Consider the following 17,941-nt stretch of genomic DNA (forward strand, 5'->3'; position numbering starts at 1 on the left):
CCCCTGTGTAATATACTGTATATTTATACAGTTAGTTTGGGAAACTTACAACAGGGGACAAACAATTTTTAACGTTTGACGCTCCACTGTACGGTTTCACCCGCGAGGAACGGAACCAGCGTGTCATCCGTCAGCGCGATGCTTTCGGTCACCTGGCACTCTTTGCGCTCCAGTTCAATAAAGCTGTCATTCACCGGCAGGCCGTAGAAGCGTGGCCCGTTAAGCGAGCAGAACGCTTCAAAATGCTGCAGGGCGTTCATCTCTTCAAACACGGTGGCATAGCTGCCAAGTGCGGTCGGCGCGTTAAAGCATCCTGCGCAGCCGCAGCTGGCTTCTTTACGATGACGGGCATGCGGTGCGGAATCGGTACCGAGGAATACGCGTTCAAACCCGCTGGCGACCAGCTCACGCAGCGCCTGCTGGTGAATATTACGCTTGAGGATCGGCAGACAGTAGAGGTGAGGGCGCACGCCGCCGACCAGCATATGGTTACGGTTAAACATCAGGTGCTGCGGCGTGATAGTTGCGGCAAGCAGCTCATTACCGTCTCGCACGTACTCGGCGGCATCTTTGGTGGTGATATGCTCGAACACCACCTTCAGCGCGGGCAGACGCTGGCGCATTGGCTCCATAACGGTTTCGATAAAACGCGCTTCGCGGTCGAAGATGTCGATTTCCGCATGAGTCACTTCGCCATGTACCAGCAGTGGCATGCCGAGCTTCTGCATACGCTCAAGCACCGGCATGATAGCATCGATGCTGGTCACGCCGTGGCTGGAGTTAGTGGTGGCGTTGGCCGGGTAGAGCTTCGCGGCGGTGAATACGCCCTCATTGAAGCCGCGCTCCAGCTCATTCGGGTCGAGCGTGTCGGTTAAATAGCAGGTCATCAGCGGCGTAAATTCATGGCCCGCAGGTACGGCATCAAGAATGCGCTGGCGATAGCTGATGGCGGCGTCAACGGTTGTGACCGGCGGCACCAGATTAGGCATCACAATCGCCCGGCCGTACACTTCGCTGGTGTAAGGCACCACGGTTTTCAGCATATCGCCATCGCGGAGATGGATATGCCAGTCGTCGGGACGGCGGATTTTCAGGATCTGGGACTGGGATGACATAGAGGGCTCCGGCTGGTTAAGAAGGGCTATTTTTGCCGGGCACTAAGGTTAAACGGAAACGTTTTCCTTTGCACTCCTTTCTGTAAAAAAAACGGGCGCCAGGGCACCCGTTTACGATGAAACGGCCTAGTCGGTGAGGGGGATAACAATCTCGCCGGGTTTGACCTCAATGCCTTTGGCATATTTCTTCGCCAGCGCTTCACCTTTGCTTGCATCTTCTCGCAAAACGTAAGCCGGCTGCTTATTGAAGTAGCTGCGCAAAGACTGATTCAGGTAAGGCAGCATGGTCTGCACCACGGATTGCATCTTCTCAGGCTTCACCGTGGCGTCCACCACCTCCATCTCCTGGAGGAAAATAGCCCCTTTCTCTTTGTTGAAGACCGGGAGCGCCTTGAGCTTCAGATCGATGGTCGCTTTCTGGTTGCCAAACAGCGAAGTCATATCGAGATTCGCTACGCCGTTGAGCGTAATTTTGTTCGGCTCCTCACGCCCGATAGCGCTCGTGAGATTCGTCAGCACAATGTGTGCGTCCGCCACGCCTGGCAGGCCAATATCTTTGGAGAAATTATTGCGCTTTTGCAGCGCCTGATTAATTTCCTGTTCACTTACGGTGTACTGCGTCAGCTGGTTACAGCCTGCCAACAGGCCGCTCACGATCAGCGTGGCGACCATCAACATCTTTTTCATGGGGTTCCTCAACATGATGCCTTTGTCTCATCCTGACACAAAGCAGCATGCCCTGTCAGCCAAAGACGTGCCAGCAGAATCCGCTGAATTGTTACCGCAGTTAACGCTAAGCCCCTGGCTCGACCATCCCCGTTGAGGCGCGCCTGGCGCTGAACTGCCACCACAGCGCCAAAAACGTGATGATGCCAATTACGCCAAGCATCACCCACGGCAGCTCCGGCTGGGCGATGGCTTTACCGGCGTCAAACAGCCAGCCACCGCCCGCGTACCCGAGCGCACCGCCGAAGGCGAGGCCCAAACGACTGAAGCCCATGTAGCTGCCGCGTGCGCGAGGATCCGCGAGCTGGGCGCTCAGGGTTTCTCTCGCCGGTTCGGCAATGATTGAGCCGATGTAGAACAGGCAAATCAGGGTGAACAGCTGCTGCAGGTTGCCGGATAGCCCGATGGGCAGCATCGCCAGCGTCATAATCAGCAATCCGGCCATCAGACGATGCTCGAGGCGAAAACGCTTTTCGCTCCAGCGTGCGATAGGGTAAAGCAGCGACAGCGATAGCGTGGCTTCAATGGCGTACATCCATTTTACTGCCGAGGGCGTTCCGGCGATGTCGTTCACCATAATCGGCAGCATCAGCATCACCTGTACCGCCAGCATGTAGTAGCCGGTCAGGGTCAGCACATAGGTGACAAAACGTTTGTCACTCATCACCCGCGACAGCCCCTCACGCACTGGCGTTTTCACCGTCGAAAGCTTCCATGCCGGGAGATACCAGGCGTTAAATGCCGCGCAGAGAATAAACAGCACTGCGCCCACGCTGCACACGAGACGGAAATCGTACTGCAGCAGCCAGCTGCCGAGCAGGGCGCCAATAACCGCCCCTGCACTGTCCTGCATCATCAATATAGAGAAGAAGCGTCCTCGCTGGTGTGGACGCACAAGTTTTACGACCAGCGCCGCGCGTGGCGGGTCGAACAGTGTGCCGCCGAGCCCGGAAAGGATGCAGGAGAGCCAGAGCATCCAGGGTTCCTGCGCAATCGCCATGGTGGCAAAACCTGCTGCACGCATCAGCATGCCGGTGACGATCATCGGCTTGGCGCCGAAGCGATCGGCTATCGCGCCGCCGAAAATGCCCAAGCCTTGCTGAACCAGCTGACGTAATCCGAGCGCGATGCCGACCATCAGCGCGGCCCAGCCCATCTGGTCAACAAAGCGAATGGAAATCAGGGGGAAGACAACAAAAAAGCCAAGCACGACCAGCATGTTGTCGACGAGCAGAAAATATTTACCCAGGCTGCGAGCCTGTGAGATGCGCGATGGCATTTCCCCTCCAGGGGAATAAGACGGTGAGAAGACCCATTGTACCGTCTGAAGTCTGTTTTTCCGGCGGCAAGCGCAACAATATTTTTTTATCAAAAGACAATTTTGATAGAGTTTATTTATCGAAAAGCAGAAATGCCGCAGAAAATCGTATGTCGCTGTTTTCCCAAGGCGGTGATGGGCAGGTATAGTAATGTTAATGGCGATTTAAAAGGGTAGGGGAAGATGTTTGGCTATCGCAGTAACGTGCCGAAAGTGCGTTTAACAACAGACCGGCTGGTGGTGCGCCTGGTTCATGACCGTGACGCATGGCGTCTTGCCGATTATTACGCTGAAAATAAGGCGTTCCTGAAGCCCTGGGAGCCCGTACGCGATGACAGCCACTGCTATCCATCCGGCTGGCAGGCGCGTTTATCGATGATCAACGAATTTCATAAGCAAGGATCGGCGTTTTATTTTGTGCTGCTGGATCCGGAAGAGAAAGAGATCGTCGGCGTGGCCAACTTCTCTAACGTCGTGCGCGGCTCTTTCCATGCCTGCTATCTGGGCTACTCCATCGGCGAAAAATGGCAAGGGCAAGGACTGATGTACGAAGCGCTCACCTCCGCCATTCGCTACATGCAGCGAACCCAGCACATCCACCGCATCATGGCTAACTATATGCCGCACAACCAGCGCAGCGGTGCGCTGCTGGCAAAACTCGGTTTTGAAAAAGAGGGCTACGCCAAAGACTATCTGCTGATCGACGGGCAGTGGCGTGACCATGTTCTGACGGCGCTGACCACCCGCGAGTGGACGGCAGGTCGCTAAGGAGAAATCATGAAGTATCAGTTAACGGCGCATGAGGCGCGGGTGATTGGCTGTCTGCTCGAAAAGCAGGTGACTACGCCGGAGCAATATCCGTTGTCGGTTAACGCCGTGACCCTCGCCTGCAATCAGAAAAGCAACCGCGAGCCGGTGATGTCCCTTAGCGAAAGCGAAGTGCAGGATTGGTTAGATCAGCTCGTCAAGCGCCACTATCTGCGTACGGTCAGCGGGTTTGGCAATCGTGTCACTAAATACGAACAGCGCTTCTGTAATTCTGAATTTGGCGATCTGAAACTTACCTCGGGCGAAGTTGCGATCGTTACCACCCTGCTGCTGCGTGGCCCGCAAACTCCCGGTGAACTGCGAAGCCGCGGTCAGCGCATGCATGAGTTTACGGATACGGCGGAAGTGGAAAGCACGCTGGAACAGTTAGCCACCCGCGACGATGGCCCGTTTGTCGCACGCCTGCCGCGCGAACCGGGCAAACGCGAGCATCGCTATATGCACCTGTTTAGCGGAGATGTGGAAAGTCTGATTACTACCGTGGAGGCAGTCGCCCCGGCGACGGACGATCTTGTGGCCCGAGTGGAAGCGCTGGAAGGGGAAGTGGAGGAGCTCAAGCAGCGCCTCGATTCCTTACTGGCTCATCTGGGGGACTGACCGTGACGGCAAAACTTCGAATTGGCGTGGTGGGTCTTGGCGGAATCGCTCAAAAAGCGTGGCTGCCAGTGTTGACCGCAGCGCATGGCTGGACGCTGCAGGCGGCCTGGTCTCCGGGGCGCGAAAAGGCACTGCGCATCTGCGAAACGTACCGCATTCCGCTGGCTGATTCCCTCCAGCACCTGGCTTCGCAGTGCGATGCGGTTTTTGTGCATAGCGCAACGTCCACGCACTACGCCGTGGTGAGTGAGCTGCTCAATGCGGGCGTTCACGTCTGCGTGGATAAGCCGCTGGCCGACAAACTGAGCGATGCAGTGCGCCTGATTGAGCTGGCAGAAAAGAAAAAGCTGACGCTGATGGTAGGCTTTAACCGCCGTTTTGCGCCGCTTTATCGCGAGCTTAAAGCAAACCTTGGCAAGGGCGCGTCGCTGCGCATGGACAAGCATCGCACCGATAGCGTTGGACCTGGCGATCTGCGCTTCACCCTCCTTGATGATTACCTGCACGTGGTGGACACCGCGCTGTGGCTGGCTGGCGGTAAACCACAGCTGAGTGGCGGCACGTTGCAGACCACCGAGCAGGGAGAGATGTTCTATGCCGAACACTATTTCACTCTGCCGCAGATGCAAATCACCACCAGTATGCACCGACGGGCGGGCAGCCAGCGTGAGTGGGTGCAGGCGGTGACCGACGGTGGCTTAATCGACATCACTGATATGCGCGACTGGCGCGAAGAGCGGGGCAGCGGTGTGCTGACTCGTCCGGTGCCGGGCTGGCAAAGCACGCTTGAACAGCGCGGATTTGTCGGCTGTGCGCATCACTTTATCCAGTGCGTGCAAAATCAGACCGTTCCGGAAACGGCGGGCGAGCAGGCCATTGCTGCCCAGCGCACCGTCGAAAAGCTCTGGCAGGATGCAAGCCGCGAGTAAGAGGCTGTAACATCTGCCAGTAGAAATTACCGCTAATCCAGGTAGACTATCGCCACTTTTCAGCGCCGCCTTATCGGGCCGTGCAACGATTAACCCACTTCTGCCGGGTAGCGCTCCACTGACCCGGCCTACAAACGCGTCGCTGCTGCTTGTAGGCCCGCGCAAACGAAGTGCCGCCGGGCTTTCCCGACAGAGCGTTAACGTTCACCCCTTTCAGACGGCGCTTTGTTCCCGGATGTGGAATCTCACGTTAATGAATTTATTAAAATCGCTGGCGGCCGTCAGCTCGATGACCATGTTTTCTCGCGTGCTCGGTTTTGCGCGCGATGCCATTGTGGCAAGGGTTTTTGGGGCGGGAATGGCAACCGATGCCTTTTTTGTGGCGTTCAAATTGCCGAACCTGCTGCGCCGAATCTTTGCCGAAGGGGCATTTTCTCAGGCATTCGTGCCAATTCTGGCGGAGTACAAAAGCAAGCAGGGCGAAGACGCCACCCGCGTGTTTGTCTCTTACGTATCGGGTTTATTAACCCTCGCCCTCGCGGTAGTGACCGTCGTCGGGATGCTGGCGGCTCCGTGGGTCATCACTATCACCGCGCCGGGCTTTGCGGATACCGCCGATAAGTTCGCTTTAACCAGCCAGCTGCTGCGCATCACTTTCCCTTACATCCTGCTGATTTCCCTGGCCTCGCTGGTTGGGGCTATCCTGAATACCTGGAACCGTTTCTCTGTTCCGGCTTTTGCACCGACGTTTTTAAACGTCAGCATGATTGGCTTCGCGCTATTTGCCGCGCCGTATTTCAACCCGCCGGTACTGGCGCTGGCATGGGCGGTGACCGTCGGCGGCGTGTTGCAGTTGTTCTATCAACTGCCGCACCTGAAGAAGATCGGCATGCTGGTGCTGCCGCGCATTAATCTGAAAGATAAGGGTTCAATGCGCGTAGTGAAGCAGATGGGGCCGGCCATACTCGGCGTCTCCGTCAGCCAGATTTCGCTCATCATCAACACTATTTTCGCCTCTTTCCTGGTTTCCGGGTCAGTTTCCTGGATGTATTATGCCGACCGCCTGATGGAGTTTCCGTCGGGGGTGCTGGGCGTGGCGCTTGGCACCATCCTGCTGCCGTCGCTGTCGAAAAGCTTCGCCAGCGGCAATCATGATGAATACTGTCGCCTGATGGACTGGGGGCTGCGCCTGTGCTTCCTGCTGGCGCTGCCGAGCGCCGTGGCGCTGGGGATCCTGGCGAAACCGCTTACCGTGTCGCTGTTCCAGTACGGCAAATTCACCGCGTTCGACGCCGCAATGACTCAGCGCGCGCTGGTGGCATATTCCGTGGGGCTGATTGGCCTTATCGTGGTGAAGGTGCTGGCACCAGGGTTCTATTCCCGTCAGGACATCAAAACGCCGGTTAAGATTGCTATCGTGACGCTTATTCTCACTCAGGTGATGAACCTGGCGTTTATCGGCCCGCTGAAGCATGCGGGGCTTTCGCTGTCGATTGGTCTGGCCGCCTGTCTGAACGCCAGCCTGCTTTACTGGCAGCTGCGTAAGCAAAAAATCTTCACCCCACAGCCGGGTTGGGGCACCTTCCTGGCGCGCCTGATAGCCGCCGTGGTGGTGATGGCCGCTGTACTGCTGGGGATGATGTACATCATGCCGGAGTGGTCACAGGGGACAATGCCGTTGCGCATCCTGCGCCTGATGGCGGTGGTGGTGGCGGGGATTGCCGCTTACTTTGTCACGCTTCTGGTGCTCGGTTTCCGCGTGAAGGAGTTTGTGCGCCGTACGGCAGGGTAAATAGCAAAAATCCTCTTTTGAGAGGATTTTTTAATGTTTGCACCCCTCTCCCTGTGGGGAGGGGTCGGGGGCGAGGGCATCAGGCTGCGCAGTCCCTTGACCCGGCAAACGCATCAAGCCTTAAGCCACGCTTCACCCTCAGCCTTCATCTTCTTCTCAAGCTCGCTGCCTCGCGTCGCAAACACGCGATTAACCGGGAAGCCGCTTTTTTCGAGAACATACGCCAGTGCCGCATATTCCCGCGGGTATTTCTTGGCAACGCTCATATCAATCTCTACCAGCCCCAGCGGGAAGGTAAAGCTGCCCATGTCGTAGATGCTCTGTCGACGCACGATTTTCCACTTGCCGTCTCGTTTTTCGACCAAATCGTAGAAGCGGTTATGCACGCAGCAGCCCAGGTTCAAATCGATATTTTCGCCAATAATCATGGCGTTGGTTTCGACAATAGCTTTGTCATGATGAAAGGTGACAACCGGGGTGCCGATCAGGTGCTTGGTTTTCAGCGAGGAGGCGCCCATTCTGGCTGAGGCATCAACAAATTCGCCGAACAAGCCTTCGAACCACGTCACTTCGATGGTGCCATCCGGGTGGAACAACCCACGCAGGGCGTCCCATTGTGACAGGTCGCGGTGGATCCAGCCGGTCATCAGATCAGTAATTTGCAAACGGTCGTCATGGTATGTGGACATAGTTTTCTCCGGTAATGTAGGACTCGCTAAGAGCATGGCAGAAGTATTGCGCCTGCGATTGATAACATCCAATATGCATTATTGACCAATCAATCATTAAAATTGATTAAAGGGGTAAAATGGATCTCAGGCAGCTGCGTTACTTTCTCGCCGTGGCGAAAGAAAAGCATTTTGGGCGCGCGGCTCAGGCTCTGAATATCGTCCAGCCAGCGCTGAGTATGCAAATTCGTGCTCTGGAAGATGAGCTTGGCGGCGCGTTATTTGAACGTACCAGCCGTCGCGTTGAGCTCACGGATGCAGGAAAAGTGTTTGAAGTGCAGGCTCGACGCACGCTTGAGCAAGCTGAGTTAACCCGCGAAGCCACGCAGCGAGCGCTGCGCGGCGAAACAGGCAAAGTGCGCATTGGCTTCGCCGGAAATGCCATTTTCAGCGGGACGCTGATGCGGGATTTACGCCATTTTCATCAGACCTTTCCGGACGTAGAGATAAGCCTTGAGGAAATGACACCGCAGCATCAGGTTGAATCCATTCTGGCGGGCGGGCTGGATATTGGCTACTCACCGGATTTAAGCCAACTGCGCGGGCAGGGACTGTACGCCAGTAAAACAGGCGAGTGGGGGATGCTGGTCGCGATGGCGGAGGAACATCCTCTGGCTGGCGAAGCGGAGGTGACGCTTGCCATGCTGGCAGATGAGCCGCTGGTGTTATACGAAGCGCACGATCCCGATGAGCAACTCAGCGTGCTGCTCGCGCAGGCGTTGGGGGAAAAGCTGAATATTGCTCACCGCACCGGAAGCAGCCTGAACGTGCTGGCGATTGCGGCATCCGGGCTGGGTATTGCCCTGGTTCCCGCACCGCTGCGCCAGGTCAGCGTACCAGGCCTGACGTATCGGGAGCTCATAGCGCCAGAGCTGACCGCCAATCTGATGGTCATCAGCAGAAAGGAAGAGAGCAGCGCGGCGGTTAAGGCCTGGCTGGCACGAACGTACGACGCAGAGAAAAAGTAAAGGCAGGGCCGTTGCCGGAGAGCAGCATTGCGACCTGCTTCAATAAGGGAGGTGTCAGACGGAGAACTTTTTGCCGCCCCGTGGCGTGGACGAGGTCTGGCCATCCTTACCGTAGAGGCTCGGTTCCTGATGGGGCTTCAGCACCTGCAATGCCTGCTGGTTGCGCTCGATCTGACCTTCCAGCAGCCAGCCGTTGTGCTGATTGAGGTCGCGCAGATGCTGCGTTTTCTCGGTGATGTTTTGCCAGCGCTCGGCCACGTCGTCGTTAGCACAACGCTGCGCTTCCTGCTCCATACGGCGCTGCTTTTCCAGATAGTCGAGGGTCGCCAGCAACGAGCTTTTCTCTTCGGTGATCCGTTGCAGGGCGCTGCTGCTCACGCTGCCTGACGAAAGCTGTTGCTGCTCGGCATCCATCACCTCTTTCAGCGAGTTCAGGATGACTGTCATATGATCCAGTATTTCTGACAGACGACTCATCGGTTTATTTACTCTGCAGCCAGCTCTGGGTGTCCGAAATCAGCGCATCGGCGATTTTGCCGGTATCCATTTTCAGTTCACCGTTGCGGATAGCCGTTTTCAGCGCGTCCACGCGCTCCATGTTGATGTCGCTGTTGCGCGGCTGCATCAGGCTGGACTGGGCCTCGCTCAGCGTGACGCTGGTGCTGTTAGCGGTAGATGCTTTATCCAGTCGGGCTTTCTGCGCCTGGGCTTCATTCGGTTCACGCGGCTGAACGGCGTTAACGGGCTTCAGGGGCGATGTACGATCAATGCTCATTATCCTGTCCTCATCGAGGTGTTGTGGCGTTACGGTCTGCCATCATCAGTTGTTGATTATTTATCGGCAGGCTTCACGAATTCTTTAAGGTCATTATAAATTAATAAGAATATTCCCATCAGCGTCTACCTGACCGCTCACCACCTGGCCTGAAGGCATTCTCACTCGCGCGTTTTGTGCGACGGCGGCGTTGTTCAGCGCCTGGCCCTCAGCATTGGCGCTAAAGCCGTCGCCGCGGGCGTAAACCTGTACTTTTTGCCCGGCCTTCACCCGCCATGACTGCCGCAGCATCGACAGCTGTACGGGTTGACCAGCCGCCAGATCCCGCAGCGAGACCGCATTCTGCGCCTGATTAATATCCAGCATCGTGCGCGGCGGCAGCTGATCAAGCCTGCCGCGCTTGAGCGTCACGCTGCCGGGTTCCAGCGTCGTGCCCCTGGCAATCGGCTGTGCGGCGACGACATAGTTTCCCGTCGCTTCCACAAAGACCTGAAGATAGCGCTTTTCCGTTCCGCACTGTGCCTGCACGGTCTGGTTTCCCCACAGCTTATTGTTGCCCATAACGCTTAGCGCGGGCTGCTCGCATTGCGGCATCACATTGCCGGGGTTGCGCAGACTGACCATCACCGAGTCACTGAATCCTGCCAGACGCTGAGCGAAAAAAGCGTTCAACTGCTGCGTTAAATCCTGCGCAAAGGCCACCGGGCTCATCAGCATCAGCGCCAGCGTGAGCGTGTTTTTCAGGTTTCGCATGCGTGACTCCGGTTTATCAGCAATGCGCAAATTTTACCTGGATGTGAAGAACATCAACGCAACAAATAGCGCTGCATTTTGCTTTTATTCCGACGATGGGGGGATGAAATTGGGATTAATCTGAACGCTGAATGAACTATTGCCATCAGCGGAGGAGACATGCTCGATAAACTCGACGCCGCGCTACGTTTTCAACAGGAAGCGTTGAACCTGCGCGCCCAGCGTCAGGAAATCCTGGCTGCCAACATTGCTAACGCCGATACCCCTGGTTATCAGGCGCGCGATGTGGATTTTGCTTCAGAACTGAAAAAAGTGATGGATCGCGGACGCGCGGAGACCACCGGCGTGTCGCTCACGCTGACCTCAGAACGCCACATTCCAGCCCAGGCGATTTCTGCCCCTTCTGTAGACCTGATGTATCGGGTCCCCGATCAGCCCTCTATGGACGGTAACACCGTGGATATGGATCGGGAGCGCACGCAATTTGCCGACAACAGCCTGCAATACCAGACCGGCCTGACCGTGCTGGGCGGGCAAATCAAAAGCATGATGACCGTGCTACAGGGGAATTAATTCATGGCTTTACTGAATATTTTCGACGTGGCGGGCTCGGCGCTGACCGCGCAGTCCAAACGTCTGAACGTGGCGGCCAGTAACCTCGCCAACGCCGACAGCGTCACCGGACCGGACGGGCAGCCTTACCGTGCCAAACAGGTCGTGTTTCAGGTGGATGCGCCCGTCGGGGCAGCCACCGGCGGCGTGAAGGTGGCCGACGTGGTGGAAAGCCAGGATCCGTTCAAGCTGGTTTACCAGCCGGGAAATCCGCTGGCGGATGCCAAAGGTTACGTGAAGATGCCTAACGTCGACGTGGTGGAAGAGATGGTCAACACCATGTCCGCCTCCCGCAGCTACCAGGCCAACGTGGAAGTGCTCAATACCGTCAAGAGCATGATGCTCAAGACGCTGACCCTTGGTCAGTAACGGAGAAAACGATGTCTATTGCCGTGAACGTCAACGATCCAACCAATACCGGTGTTCAGAAGAGCACCTCCAGTGGGGACTTAACCAGCAGCAGCGCTTCCGACCTGCAAAGCAGTTTCCTGACGCTGCTGGTGGCCCAGCTAAAAAACCAGGATCCCACCAACCCGATGGACAACGCGCAGCTGACCTCTCAGCTGGCGCAGATCAGCACCGTCAGCGGAATTGAAAAACTCAACACCACGCTCGGCTCTATTTCCGGGCAGATCGACAACAGCCAGTCTTTGCAGGCGTCGAACCTGATTGGTCACGGCGTGATGATCCCGGGCTCCGTGGTGCTCGCCGGTTCCGACACGGACGGCAAAGCCAGCACCACGCCGTTTGGCGTTGAGCTGACGCAGGCCGCCGACAAAGCGACCGCCACCATTACTGACAGCACGGGCAAAGTGGTTCGTACCCTGGATCTGGGCAGCCAGACCGCAGGGGTTCACACCTTCACCTGGGACGGTACCGCCTCCGATGGCTCTACCGTTCCGGACGGCGCATACAGCGTCTCGATTGCCGCCAGCACCAACGGCACGCAGCTGGTCGCCCAGCCGCTCCAGTTCGCACTGGTGCAAGGGGTCACGAAGGGAAGCAGCGGTAATCTGCTGGATCTCGGCACGTATGGCACCACCACGCTCGACGAAGTTCGTCAGATTATTTAACCTCATCAGGAGTTAAGACATGGCCTTTTCTCAAGCGGTCAGCGGCCTGAACGCTGCTGCCACCAATCTCGACGTGATTGGCAACAACATTGCCAACTCCGCGACCTACGGTTTCAAAGCCGGTACCGCTTCGTTCGCCGATATGTTTGCCGGCTCCAAAGTGGGTCTGGGCGTGAAAGTGGCAGGTATCACCCAGGACTTCAACGACGGCACCACGACCAGCACCGGTCGCGCGCTGGACGTGGCAATTAGCCAGAACGGCTTCTTCCGCCTGGTGGACAGCAACGGCTCCGTTTACTACAGCCGCAACGGCCAGTTCAAGCTGGACGAAAACCGTAACCTGGTGAACATGCAGGGCCTGCAGCTGACCGGCTATCCGGCCACCGGCACGCCGCCGACCATCCAGCAGGGCGCAAACCCGGTAGGGTTAAGCATTCCAAACACGCTGATGGCGGCAAAAGCCACCACCACGGGATCTATGCAGATCAACCTGAACTCCACGGACGCCGTTCCGTCGACAGCGCCGTTCGATGCTACCGATGCGGATACCTACAACAAGAAAGGCACCGTGACGGTGTTTGACTCTCAGGGTAACTCCCATGACGTCAATCTGTATTACGTAAAGACCGCAGACAATAAATGGGATGTCTATACCCAGGATTCCAGCGTAGCAGGTGCAAAGGCGGTCAAAGCCGCGCAAATGAGCTTTAGCGACAATGGAACGCTGGATACCGTTACGGGTTATACCTACCAGCTTTCCGATCCAGCAGACCCGGCCAGCGAGAAGGTACCGGTTCTGAATGCCACGGCTAATGCTCAACCCGCTTTCGATATTGCTCTGGCGGGCTTGAACGGGTCGGCAAGCGGCAGCTTCACGCTAAGCCTCGCCAACTCCATGCAGCAGAACACCGGCTCCAACGACATCGTGGCGACTAACCAGAACGGCTATAAGCCTGGCAACCTGGTGAGCTACCAGATCAACGATGACGGCACCGTGGTCGGCAACTACTCCAACGAACAGACCCAGTTGCTGGGGCAGATCACGCTCGCTAACTTTGCCAACAACGAAGGGCTGCAGTCCGAAGGCGATAACGTCTGGTCGGCAACGCAGTCTTCCGGCGTCGCGCTGCTCGGCACCGCAGGCACCGGCAACTTCGGCACCCTGACCAACGGCGCGCTGGAAGCCTCGAACGTCGATCTGAGCAAAGAACTGGTGAACATGATTGTCGCGCAGCGTAACTACCAGTCGAACGCGCAGACCATCAAGACCCAGGATCAGATCCTCAACACCCTGGTTAACCTGCGCTAAGCGCCTGACGGGACGGCTTTATGGATCACGCGATATATACCGCGATGGGCGCGGCAAGCCAGACGATGGAGATGCAGGGGGTGACCGCAAGCAACCTCGCCAACGCCTCCACGCCAGGCTTTCGCGCTCAACTGACCGCGCTGCGTGCGGTGCCGGTCAACGGCGAAACGTATCAGACCCGTACGCTGGTGACCGCCTCTACGCCGGGCGCTGACATGACGCCCGGCCAGCTGGACTACACCGGACGCCCGCTCGATGTGGCCTTACAACAGGACGGCTGGCTGGCGGTGCAAACGGCCGATGGCGCTGAAGGCTACACCCGCAACGGCGGCATTCAGGTATCGTCCACCGGGCAGCTCACCATTCAGGGCCTGCCAGTCATGGGTGACGGCGGCGGTGCGGTGACGGTTCCGGAGGGGTCACAGATAACCATCGGCGCTGACGGCACGGTGTCTGCGCTGAATCCCGGCGACCCGGCAAACACCATTTCGCCAGTGGCAAAACTGAAGCTGGTCAAAGCCGCGGATAACGAGGTGACTCGCGGTGACGACGGGATGTTCCGTCTGACTGCGGCAGCGCAGGCCACGCGTGGTCAGACGTTGCAGTCCGATCCGACTATCCGCCTGCAGTCTGGCGTGCTGGAAGGCAGCAACGTTAAACCGGTGGCGGCGATGGCGGACATGATTGCCAGCTCCCGACGTTTCGAAATGCAGATGAAGGTAATCAGCAGCGTGGATGACAACGCTTCGAAAGCCAATCAGCTGTTATCCATGAGCTAGACACAGGAAAAAACATGATCAGTTCATTATGGATTGCCAAAACCGGCCTCGACGCCCAGCAAACCAACATGGACGTTATCGCCAACAACCTGGCGAACGTCAGCACCAACGGCTTCAAGCGTCAGCGTGCGGTATTTGAAGATCTGCTGTATCAGACCGTGCGCCAGCCTGGCGCGCAGTCGTCCGAGCAGACAACGCTGCCTTCTGGCCTGCAAATCGGTACCGGTGTTCGCCCGGTAGCGACCGAGCGTATCCACACGCAGGGTAACCTGTCGCAGACCGACAACAGCAAGGACGTGGCCATCAAAGGTGAAGGTTTCTTCCAGGTGCTGCTGCCGGACGGGACTTCTGCTTACACGCGTGACGGGTCGTTCCAGGTCGATCAGAACGGCCAGCTGGTGACGGCGGGTGGCTATCAGGTGCAGCCAGCGATCACCATTCCGACGAATACCCTGAGCATTACCGTCGGGCGTGATGGCGTGGTGAGCGTTACTCAGCAGGGGCAAACTAACCCGGTACAGGTCGGTCAGCTGAACCTGACCACCTTTATGAATGATTCAGGCCTGGAGAGCATCGGTGAGAACCTCTACACCGAAACACAGGCTTCCGGCGCGCCGAACGACACGACGCCCGGACTGAACGGCGCGGGCCTGCTTTACCAGGGTTATGTTGAAACCTCTAACGTCAACGTGGCGGAAGAATTGGTCAATATGATTCAGGTACAGCGCGCGTATGAGATCAACAGCAAAGCGGTGTCCACCACCGACCAGATGCTGCAGAAACTCACTCAGCTGTAAGACGTTACCGGTGCAGATGTCCTGCACCGGTTTTTTGATTCAGAAGATAAGAGCAATGCAAAAATCCTCAGCGTTTCGTTATCCGCTTTTCGTGGTCCTGGCCCTGACTCAGGCCGGATGCGCATGGATCCCCTCAAAACCGCTGGTGGAAGGGGCGACAACCGCGCAGCCCGTACCCGGCCCGGTGCCGGTGGTCAATGGCTCGATTTTCCAGAGCGCGCAGCCCATTAACTACGGCTATCAGCCGCTGTTTGAAGACCGTCGTCCGCGCAACATTGGCGATACGCTGACCATCCAGCTGCAGGAAAACGTCAGCGCGTCGAAAAGCTCGTCGGCAAACGCCAGCCGCGATGGCAAAACGAATTTCGGCTTCGACACCGTGCCGCGCTATTTGCAGGGCCTGTTTGGCAATGCGCGCGCCGACGTGGAAGCTTCTGGCGGCAACTCCTTTAACGGTAAAGGAGGGGCCAATGCCAGCAACACCTTCAGCGGTACGCTGACGGTGACGGTCGATCAGGTACTGGCAAACGGTAACCTGCACGTGGTGGGTGAGAAGCAAATCGCCATCAACCAGGGAACCGAATTTATTCGCTTCTCCGGCGTCGTCAATCCGCGCACCATCAGCGGCAGCAACACCGTGCCGTCCACGCAGGTGGCGGATGCCCGTATCGAATATGTTGGCAACGGCTACATCAATGAAGCGCAGAACATGGGCTGGCTCCAGCGTTTCTTCCTTAACTTATCGCCGATGTAACGAGGTGGAACATGTTTAAAACACTGGCGGGCATTGCCCTGGTTCTGGTGGCGACCTTCGCCCAGGCCGACCGCATTCGCGACCTCACCAGCGTGCAGGGCGTGCGGGAAAACTCCCTGATTGGCTATGGCCTGGTGGTGGGCCTTGACGGCACCGGCGACCAGACAACCCAAACGCCGTTTACCACCCAAAGCCTGAACAACATGCTCTCGCAGCTCGGGATCACCGTGCCGGCGGGCACCAACATGCAGTTGAAAAATGTGGCGGCGGTGATGGTTACCGCCCAGCTTCCGGCGTTTGGCCGTCAGGGCCAGACCATTGACGTGGTGGTGTCATCGATGGGTAACGCCAAAAGCCTGCGCGGCGGCACGCTGTTAATGACGCCGCTGAAAGGGGTCGACAGCCAGGTCTATGCGCTGGCGCAGGGGAATATCCTGGTCGGTGGTGCCGGGGCGGCTGCAGGCGGCAGCAGCGTGCAGGTGAACCAGCTGAACGGCGGGCGCATCACCGGCGGCGCGACCATTGAACGCGAGCTGCCGAGCCAGTTCGGCGCAGGCAATACCATCAATCTGCAGCTGAACGAAGATGATTTCGGCATGGCTCAGCAGATTGCCGACACCATCAACCGCCGCGGCGGCTATGGTAACGCCACGGCGCTCGATGCGCGTACCGTGCAGATCCGCGCCTCCAGCGGCGGCAGTAATCAGGTGCGTTTGCTGGCGGATATTCAGAATCTGGAAGTGGGCGTTACGCCGCAGGATGCGAAAGTAATCATCAACTCCCGTACCGGGTCCGTGGTGATGAACCGCGAAGTGACGCTCGACAGCTGTGCGGTAGCGCAGGGTAATCTGTCGGTCACGGTCAACCGTTCCGCACAGGTGAGTCAGCCGGATACGCCGTTTGGCGGAGGTTCAACGGTGGTGACGCCACAGACGCAGATCGACCTGCGACAGAGCGGCGGCGCGATGCAGAGCATTCGTTCCAGCGCCAATCTGAACAATGTGGTCCGGGCACTGAACGCGCTGGGCGCATCGCCAATCGAGCTGATGTCGATTCTCCAGTCGATGCAGAGCGCAGGCTGCCTGCGTGCCAAAGTGGAAATTATCTGATGCTGGGCGACAGCAAGCTGATGGCGAGCGCGGCCTGGGACGCGCAGTCGCTGAACGACCTGAAGGCGAAGGCCGGGAAAGATCCACAGGCAAACTTAAGGCCAGTGGCCCGGCAGGTCGAGGGTATGTTCGTGCAGATGATGCTGAAAAGCATGCGTGAGGCGCTGCCGAAAGACGGCCTGTTCAGTAGCGATCAGACGCGGCTTTACACCAGTATGTACGATCAGCAAATTGCTCAGCAGATGACGGCGGGCAAAGGGCTTGGGCTGGCGGATGAAATGGTCCGCCAGATGACCGCAGCCCAGGGTGGGCCGAGTGATGCGCCTGCCCAGGTGCCGCTTAAGTTCGATCCTGCAACCGTCACCAGCTATCAAAATTCGGCGCTGACGCAGATGGTGCGCAAGGCGATGCCGAAAGCTCCGGATGCCAGCGATGCCGCAGACGTGCCGGGCGACAGCCACGACTTCCTCGCCCAGCTTTCCCTTCCGGCAAAACTTGCCAGTGAGCAGAGCGGGATCCCGCATCACCTGATTCTCGCCCAGGCGGCGCTGGAGTCTGGCTGGGGGCAGCGGCAGATTCGCCGGGAAAACGGCGAGCCGAGCTTCAACCTCTTCGGGGTGAAAGCGTCGTCCGACTGGAAAGGCAAGGTTACGGAGATCACCACCACCGAATATGAAAATGGGGAGATGAAGAAGGTGAAAGCCCGTTTCCGCGTTTACGGCTCTTATCTGGAAGCGTTGTCTGATTACGTCGGCCTGCTGACCCGCAACCCGCGCTATGCGGCAGTCACCTCGGCGGCAACGCCAGAGCAGGGCGCTCAGGCATTGCAAAGAGCAGGTTATGCCACTGACCCGAACTATGCCCGCAAGCTTACGGGGATGATCCAGCAGCTTAAATCAATGGGCGAAAAGGTGAGCAAAGCCTACGGCAACGATATCGAAAATCTGTTCTGAAACCGCTCAAGTTCAGCTGACCGGTG

Annotated in this window: 21 protein-coding genes; 14 read left to right on the forward strand and 7 right to left on the reverse strand. The window is 57.7% G+C overall.

What is annotated here, in order from left to right:
• Nucleotides 1-68: 68 nt before the first annotated feature.
• From pyrC to mdtH, 3 genes are all read right to left on the reverse strand, one after another.
• Nucleotides 69-1,115 (reverse strand): dihydroorotase, encoded by a 1,047-nt coding sequence (gene pyrC / locus AB1287_RS07875; protein ID WP_312628180.1) that lies wholly within the window; start codon nt 1,113-1,115, stop codon nt 69-71.
• Nucleotides 1,116-1,241: 126 nt separating this feature from the next.
• Nucleotides 1,242-1,802, reverse strand: a complete 561-nt coding sequence (locus tag AB1287_RS07880) for a lipoprotein (protein ID WP_312628181.1) — start codon at nt 1,800-1,802, stop codon at nt 1,242-1,244.
• Nucleotides 1,803-1,908: 106 nt separating this feature from the next.
• Nucleotides 1,909-3,120, reverse strand: a complete 1,212-nt coding sequence (gene mdtH, locus AB1287_RS07885; protein WP_312628182.1) for a multidrug efflux MFS transporter MdtH — start codon at nt 3,118-3,120, stop codon at nt 1,909-1,911.
• Between the two features lie 222 nt (nt 3,121-3,342).
• On the opposite strand from mdtH, the gene rimJ reads away from it, so the two are divergent.
• The 4 genes from rimJ (at nt 3,343) to murJ (ending at nt 7,305) form a co-directional block, all read left to right on the forward strand.
• Nucleotides 3,343-3,927, forward strand: coding sequence for a ribosomal protein S5-alanine N-acetyltransferase (gene rimJ / locus AB1287_RS07890; RefSeq protein WP_312628183.1), 585 nt, complete (start codon nt 3,343-3,345; stop codon nt 3,925-3,927).
• A gap of 9 nt (nt 3,928-3,936) precedes the next feature.
• Entirely contained in the window at nt 3,937-4,584 is a 648-nt protein-coding gene (locus tag AB1287_RS07895; protein WP_312628184.1) for a YceH family protein, read from the forward strand.
• Nucleotides 4,585-4,586: 2 nt separating this feature from the next.
• Nucleotides 4,587-5,513, forward strand: a complete 927-nt coding sequence (locus tag AB1287_RS07900) for a Gfo/Idh/MocA family protein (protein ID WP_435617439.1) — start codon at nt 4,587-4,589, stop codon at nt 5,511-5,513.
• Nucleotides 5,514-5,766: 253 nt separating this feature from the next.
• Nucleotides 5,767-7,305: a murein biosynthesis integral membrane protein MurJ gene (gene murJ / locus AB1287_RS07905; RefSeq protein ID WP_435617440.1), complete on the forward strand. Its 1,539-nt coding sequence runs from the start codon at nt 5,767-5,769 to the stop codon at nt 7,303-7,305.
• A gap of 113 nt (nt 7,306-7,418) precedes the next feature.
• Here murJ and AB1287_RS07910 read toward each other — a convergent pair whose 3' ends face one another.
• Nucleotides 7,419-7,994 (reverse strand): nuclear transport factor 2 family protein, encoded by a 576-nt coding sequence (locus AB1287_RS07910; protein ID WP_312628189.1) that lies wholly within the window; start codon nt 7,992-7,994, stop codon nt 7,419-7,421.
• 119 nt (nt 7,995-8,113) lie between these two features.
• On the opposite strand from AB1287_RS07910, the gene AB1287_RS07915 reads away from it, so the two are divergent.
• Nucleotides 8,114-9,001 (forward strand): LysR substrate-binding domain-containing protein, encoded by an 888-nt coding sequence (locus AB1287_RS07915; protein WP_312628191.1) that lies wholly within the window; start codon nt 8,114-8,116, stop codon nt 8,999-9,001.
• Between the two features lie 54 nt (nt 9,002-9,055).
• Here AB1287_RS07915 and flgN read toward each other — a convergent pair whose 3' ends face one another.
• From flgN to flgA, 3 genes are all read right to left on the reverse strand, one after another.
• Nucleotides 9,056-9,478, reverse strand: a complete 423-nt coding sequence (flgN, locus tag AB1287_RS07920) for a flagella biosynthesis chaperone FlgN (RefSeq protein WP_312628193.1) — start codon at nt 9,476-9,478, stop codon at nt 9,056-9,058.
• A 4-nt stretch (nt 9,479-9,482) separates the two neighbouring features.
• Nucleotides 9,483-9,776: a flagellar biosynthesis anti-sigma factor FlgM gene (gene flgM / locus AB1287_RS07925; RefSeq protein ID WP_312628195.1), complete on the reverse strand. Its 294-nt coding sequence runs from the start codon at nt 9,774-9,776 to the stop codon at nt 9,483-9,485.
• Between the two features lie 93 nt (nt 9,777-9,869).
• Nucleotides 9,870-10,529 carry a flagellar basal body P-ring formation chaperone FlgA gene (gene flgA / locus AB1287_RS07930; RefSeq protein WP_435617441.1) on the reverse strand — a complete coding sequence of 220 codons (660 nt, stop codon included), beginning with the start codon at nt 10,527-10,529 and terminating at the stop codon, nt 9,870-9,872.
• Between the two features lie 159 nt (nt 10,530-10,688).
• Here flgA and flgB point away from each other — a divergent pair, with 159 nt between their 5' ends.
• The 9 genes from flgB to flgJ are packed head-to-tail and all read left to right on the forward strand — an operon-like array spanning nt 10,689 to nt 17,915.
• Complete coding sequence (gene flgB, locus AB1287_RS07935; RefSeq protein WP_312628198.1) at nt 10,689-11,102, forward strand: flagellar basal body rod protein FlgB; 414 nt, start codon at nt 10,689-10,691, stop codon at nt 11,100-11,102.
• A gap of 3 nt (nt 11,103-11,105) precedes the next feature.
• Entirely contained in the window at nt 11,106-11,510 is a 405-nt protein-coding gene (gene flgC, locus AB1287_RS07940; protein WP_097161258.1) for a flagellar basal body rod protein FlgC, read from the forward strand.
• 11 nt (nt 11,511-11,521) lie between these two features.
• The gene (gene flgD, locus AB1287_RS07945; RefSeq protein ID WP_312628202.1) at nt 11,522-12,214 is read left to right on the forward strand and encodes a flagellar hook assembly protein FlgD; all 693 of its coding nucleotides are present in this window, start codon (nt 11,522-11,524) and stop codon (nt 12,212-12,214) included.
• Between the two features lie 19 nt (nt 12,215-12,233).
• Nucleotides 12,234-13,523 (forward strand): flagellar hook protein FlgE, encoded by a 1,290-nt coding sequence (gene flgE, locus AB1287_RS07950; protein ID WP_435617442.1) that lies wholly within the window; start codon nt 12,234-12,236, stop codon nt 13,521-13,523.
• A gap of 20 nt (nt 13,524-13,543) precedes the next feature.
• Nucleotides 13,544-14,302, forward strand: a complete 759-nt coding sequence (gene flgF / locus AB1287_RS07955) for a flagellar basal body rod protein FlgF (protein ID WP_435617443.1) — start codon at nt 13,544-13,546, stop codon at nt 14,300-14,302.
• Nucleotides 14,303-14,316: 14 nt separating this feature from the next.
• Nucleotides 14,317-15,099: a flagellar basal-body rod protein FlgG gene (gene flgG / locus AB1287_RS07960; RefSeq protein ID WP_312628208.1), complete on the forward strand. Its 783-nt coding sequence runs from the start codon at nt 14,317-14,319 to the stop codon at nt 15,097-15,099.
• 55 nt (nt 15,100-15,154) lie between these two features.
• Nucleotides 15,155-15,853 (forward strand): flagellar basal body L-ring protein FlgH, encoded by a 699-nt coding sequence (gene flgH / locus AB1287_RS07965; protein WP_097161253.1) that lies wholly within the window; start codon nt 15,155-15,157, stop codon nt 15,851-15,853.
• 11 nt (nt 15,854-15,864) lie between these two features.
• Nucleotides 15,865-16,962, forward strand: a complete 1,098-nt coding sequence (locus AB1287_RS07970) for a flagellar basal body P-ring protein FlgI (protein ID WP_312628211.1) — start codon at nt 15,865-15,867, stop codon at nt 16,960-16,962.
• Entirely contained in the window at nt 16,962-17,915 is a 954-nt protein-coding gene (gene flgJ, locus AB1287_RS07975; RefSeq protein WP_312628212.1) for a flagellar assembly peptidoglycan hydrolase FlgJ, read from the forward strand. Before AB1287_RS07970 ends, flgJ begins: the two co-directional genes overlap by 1 nt.
• The last annotated feature ends 26 nt before the right edge of the window (nt 17,916-17,941 follow it).

The sequence above is a fragment of the Scandinavium sp. UTDF21-P1B genome (genome assembly GCF_040750395.1).
Taxonomy (GTDB): domain Bacteria; phylum Pseudomonadota; class Gammaproteobacteria; order Enterobacterales; family Enterobacteriaceae; genus Scandinavium.

What these genes read in the sequence shown, in the direction of transcription:
- pyrC (WP_312628180.1), bottom strand. Translation starts at nt 1,115, where the DNA reads ATGTCATCCCAGTCCCAGATCCTGAAAATCCGCCGTCCCGACGACTGG.
- AB1287_RS07880 (WP_312628181.1), bottom strand. Translation starts at nt 1,802, where the DNA reads ATGAAAAAGATGTTGATGGTCGCCACGCTGATCGTGAGCGGCCTGTTG.
- mdtH (WP_312628182.1), bottom strand. Translation starts at nt 3,120, where the DNA reads ATGCCATCGCGCATCTCACAGGCTCGCAGCCTGGGTAAATATTTTCTG.
- rimJ (WP_312628183.1), top strand. Translation starts at nt 3,343, where the DNA reads ATGTTTGGCTATCGCAGTAACGTGCCGAAAGTGCGTTTAACAACAGAC.
- AB1287_RS07895 (WP_312628184.1), top strand. Translation starts at nt 3,937, where the DNA reads ATGAAGTATCAGTTAACGGCGCATGAGGCGCGGGTGATTGGCTGTCTG.
- murJ (WP_435617440.1), top strand. Translation starts at nt 5,767, where the DNA reads ATGAATTTATTAAAATCGCTGGCGGCCGTCAGCTCGATGACCATGTTT.
- AB1287_RS07910 (WP_312628189.1), bottom strand. Translation starts at nt 7,994, where the DNA reads ATGTCCACATACCATGACGACCGTTTGCAAATTACTGATCTGATGACC.
- AB1287_RS07915 (WP_312628191.1), top strand. Translation starts at nt 8,114, where the DNA reads ATGGATCTCAGGCAGCTGCGTTACTTTCTCGCCGTGGCGAAAGAAAAG.
- flgN (WP_312628193.1), bottom strand. Translation starts at nt 9,478, where the DNA reads ATGAGTCGTCTGTCAGAAATACTGGATCATATGACAGTCATCCTGAAC.
- flgM (WP_312628195.1), bottom strand. Translation starts at nt 9,776, where the DNA reads ATGAGCATTGATCGTACATCGCCCCTGAAGCCCGTTAACGCCGTTCAG.
- flgA (WP_435617441.1), bottom strand. Translation starts at nt 10,529, where the DNA reads ATGCGAAACCTGAAAAACACGCTCACGCTGGCGCTGATGCTGATGAGC.
- flgB (WP_312628198.1), top strand. Translation starts at nt 10,689, where the DNA reads ATGCTCGATAAACTCGACGCCGCGCTACGTTTTCAACAGGAAGCGTTG.
- flgC (WP_097161258.1), top strand. Translation starts at nt 11,106, where the DNA reads ATGGCTTTACTGAATATTTTCGACGTGGCGGGCTCGGCGCTGACCGCG.
- flgD (WP_312628202.1), top strand. Translation starts at nt 11,522, where the DNA reads ATGTCTATTGCCGTGAACGTCAACGATCCAACCAATACCGGTGTTCAG.
- flgE (WP_435617442.1), top strand. Translation starts at nt 12,234, where the DNA reads ATGGCCTTTTCTCAAGCGGTCAGCGGCCTGAACGCTGCTGCCACCAAT.
- flgF (WP_435617443.1), top strand. Translation starts at nt 13,544, where the DNA reads ATGGATCACGCGATATATACCGCGATGGGCGCGGCAAGCCAGACGATG.
- flgG (WP_312628208.1), top strand. Translation starts at nt 14,317, where the DNA reads ATGATCAGTTCATTATGGATTGCCAAAACCGGCCTCGACGCCCAGCAA.
- flgH (WP_097161253.1), top strand. Translation starts at nt 15,155, where the DNA reads ATGCAAAAATCCTCAGCGTTTCGTTATCCGCTTTTCGTGGTCCTGGCC.
- AB1287_RS07970 (WP_312628211.1), top strand. Translation starts at nt 15,865, where the DNA reads ATGTTTAAAACACTGGCGGGCATTGCCCTGGTTCTGGTGGCGACCTTC.
- flgJ (WP_312628212.1), top strand. Translation starts at nt 16,962, where the DNA reads ATGCTGGGCGACAGCAAGCTGATGGCGAGCGCGGCCTGGGACGCGCAG.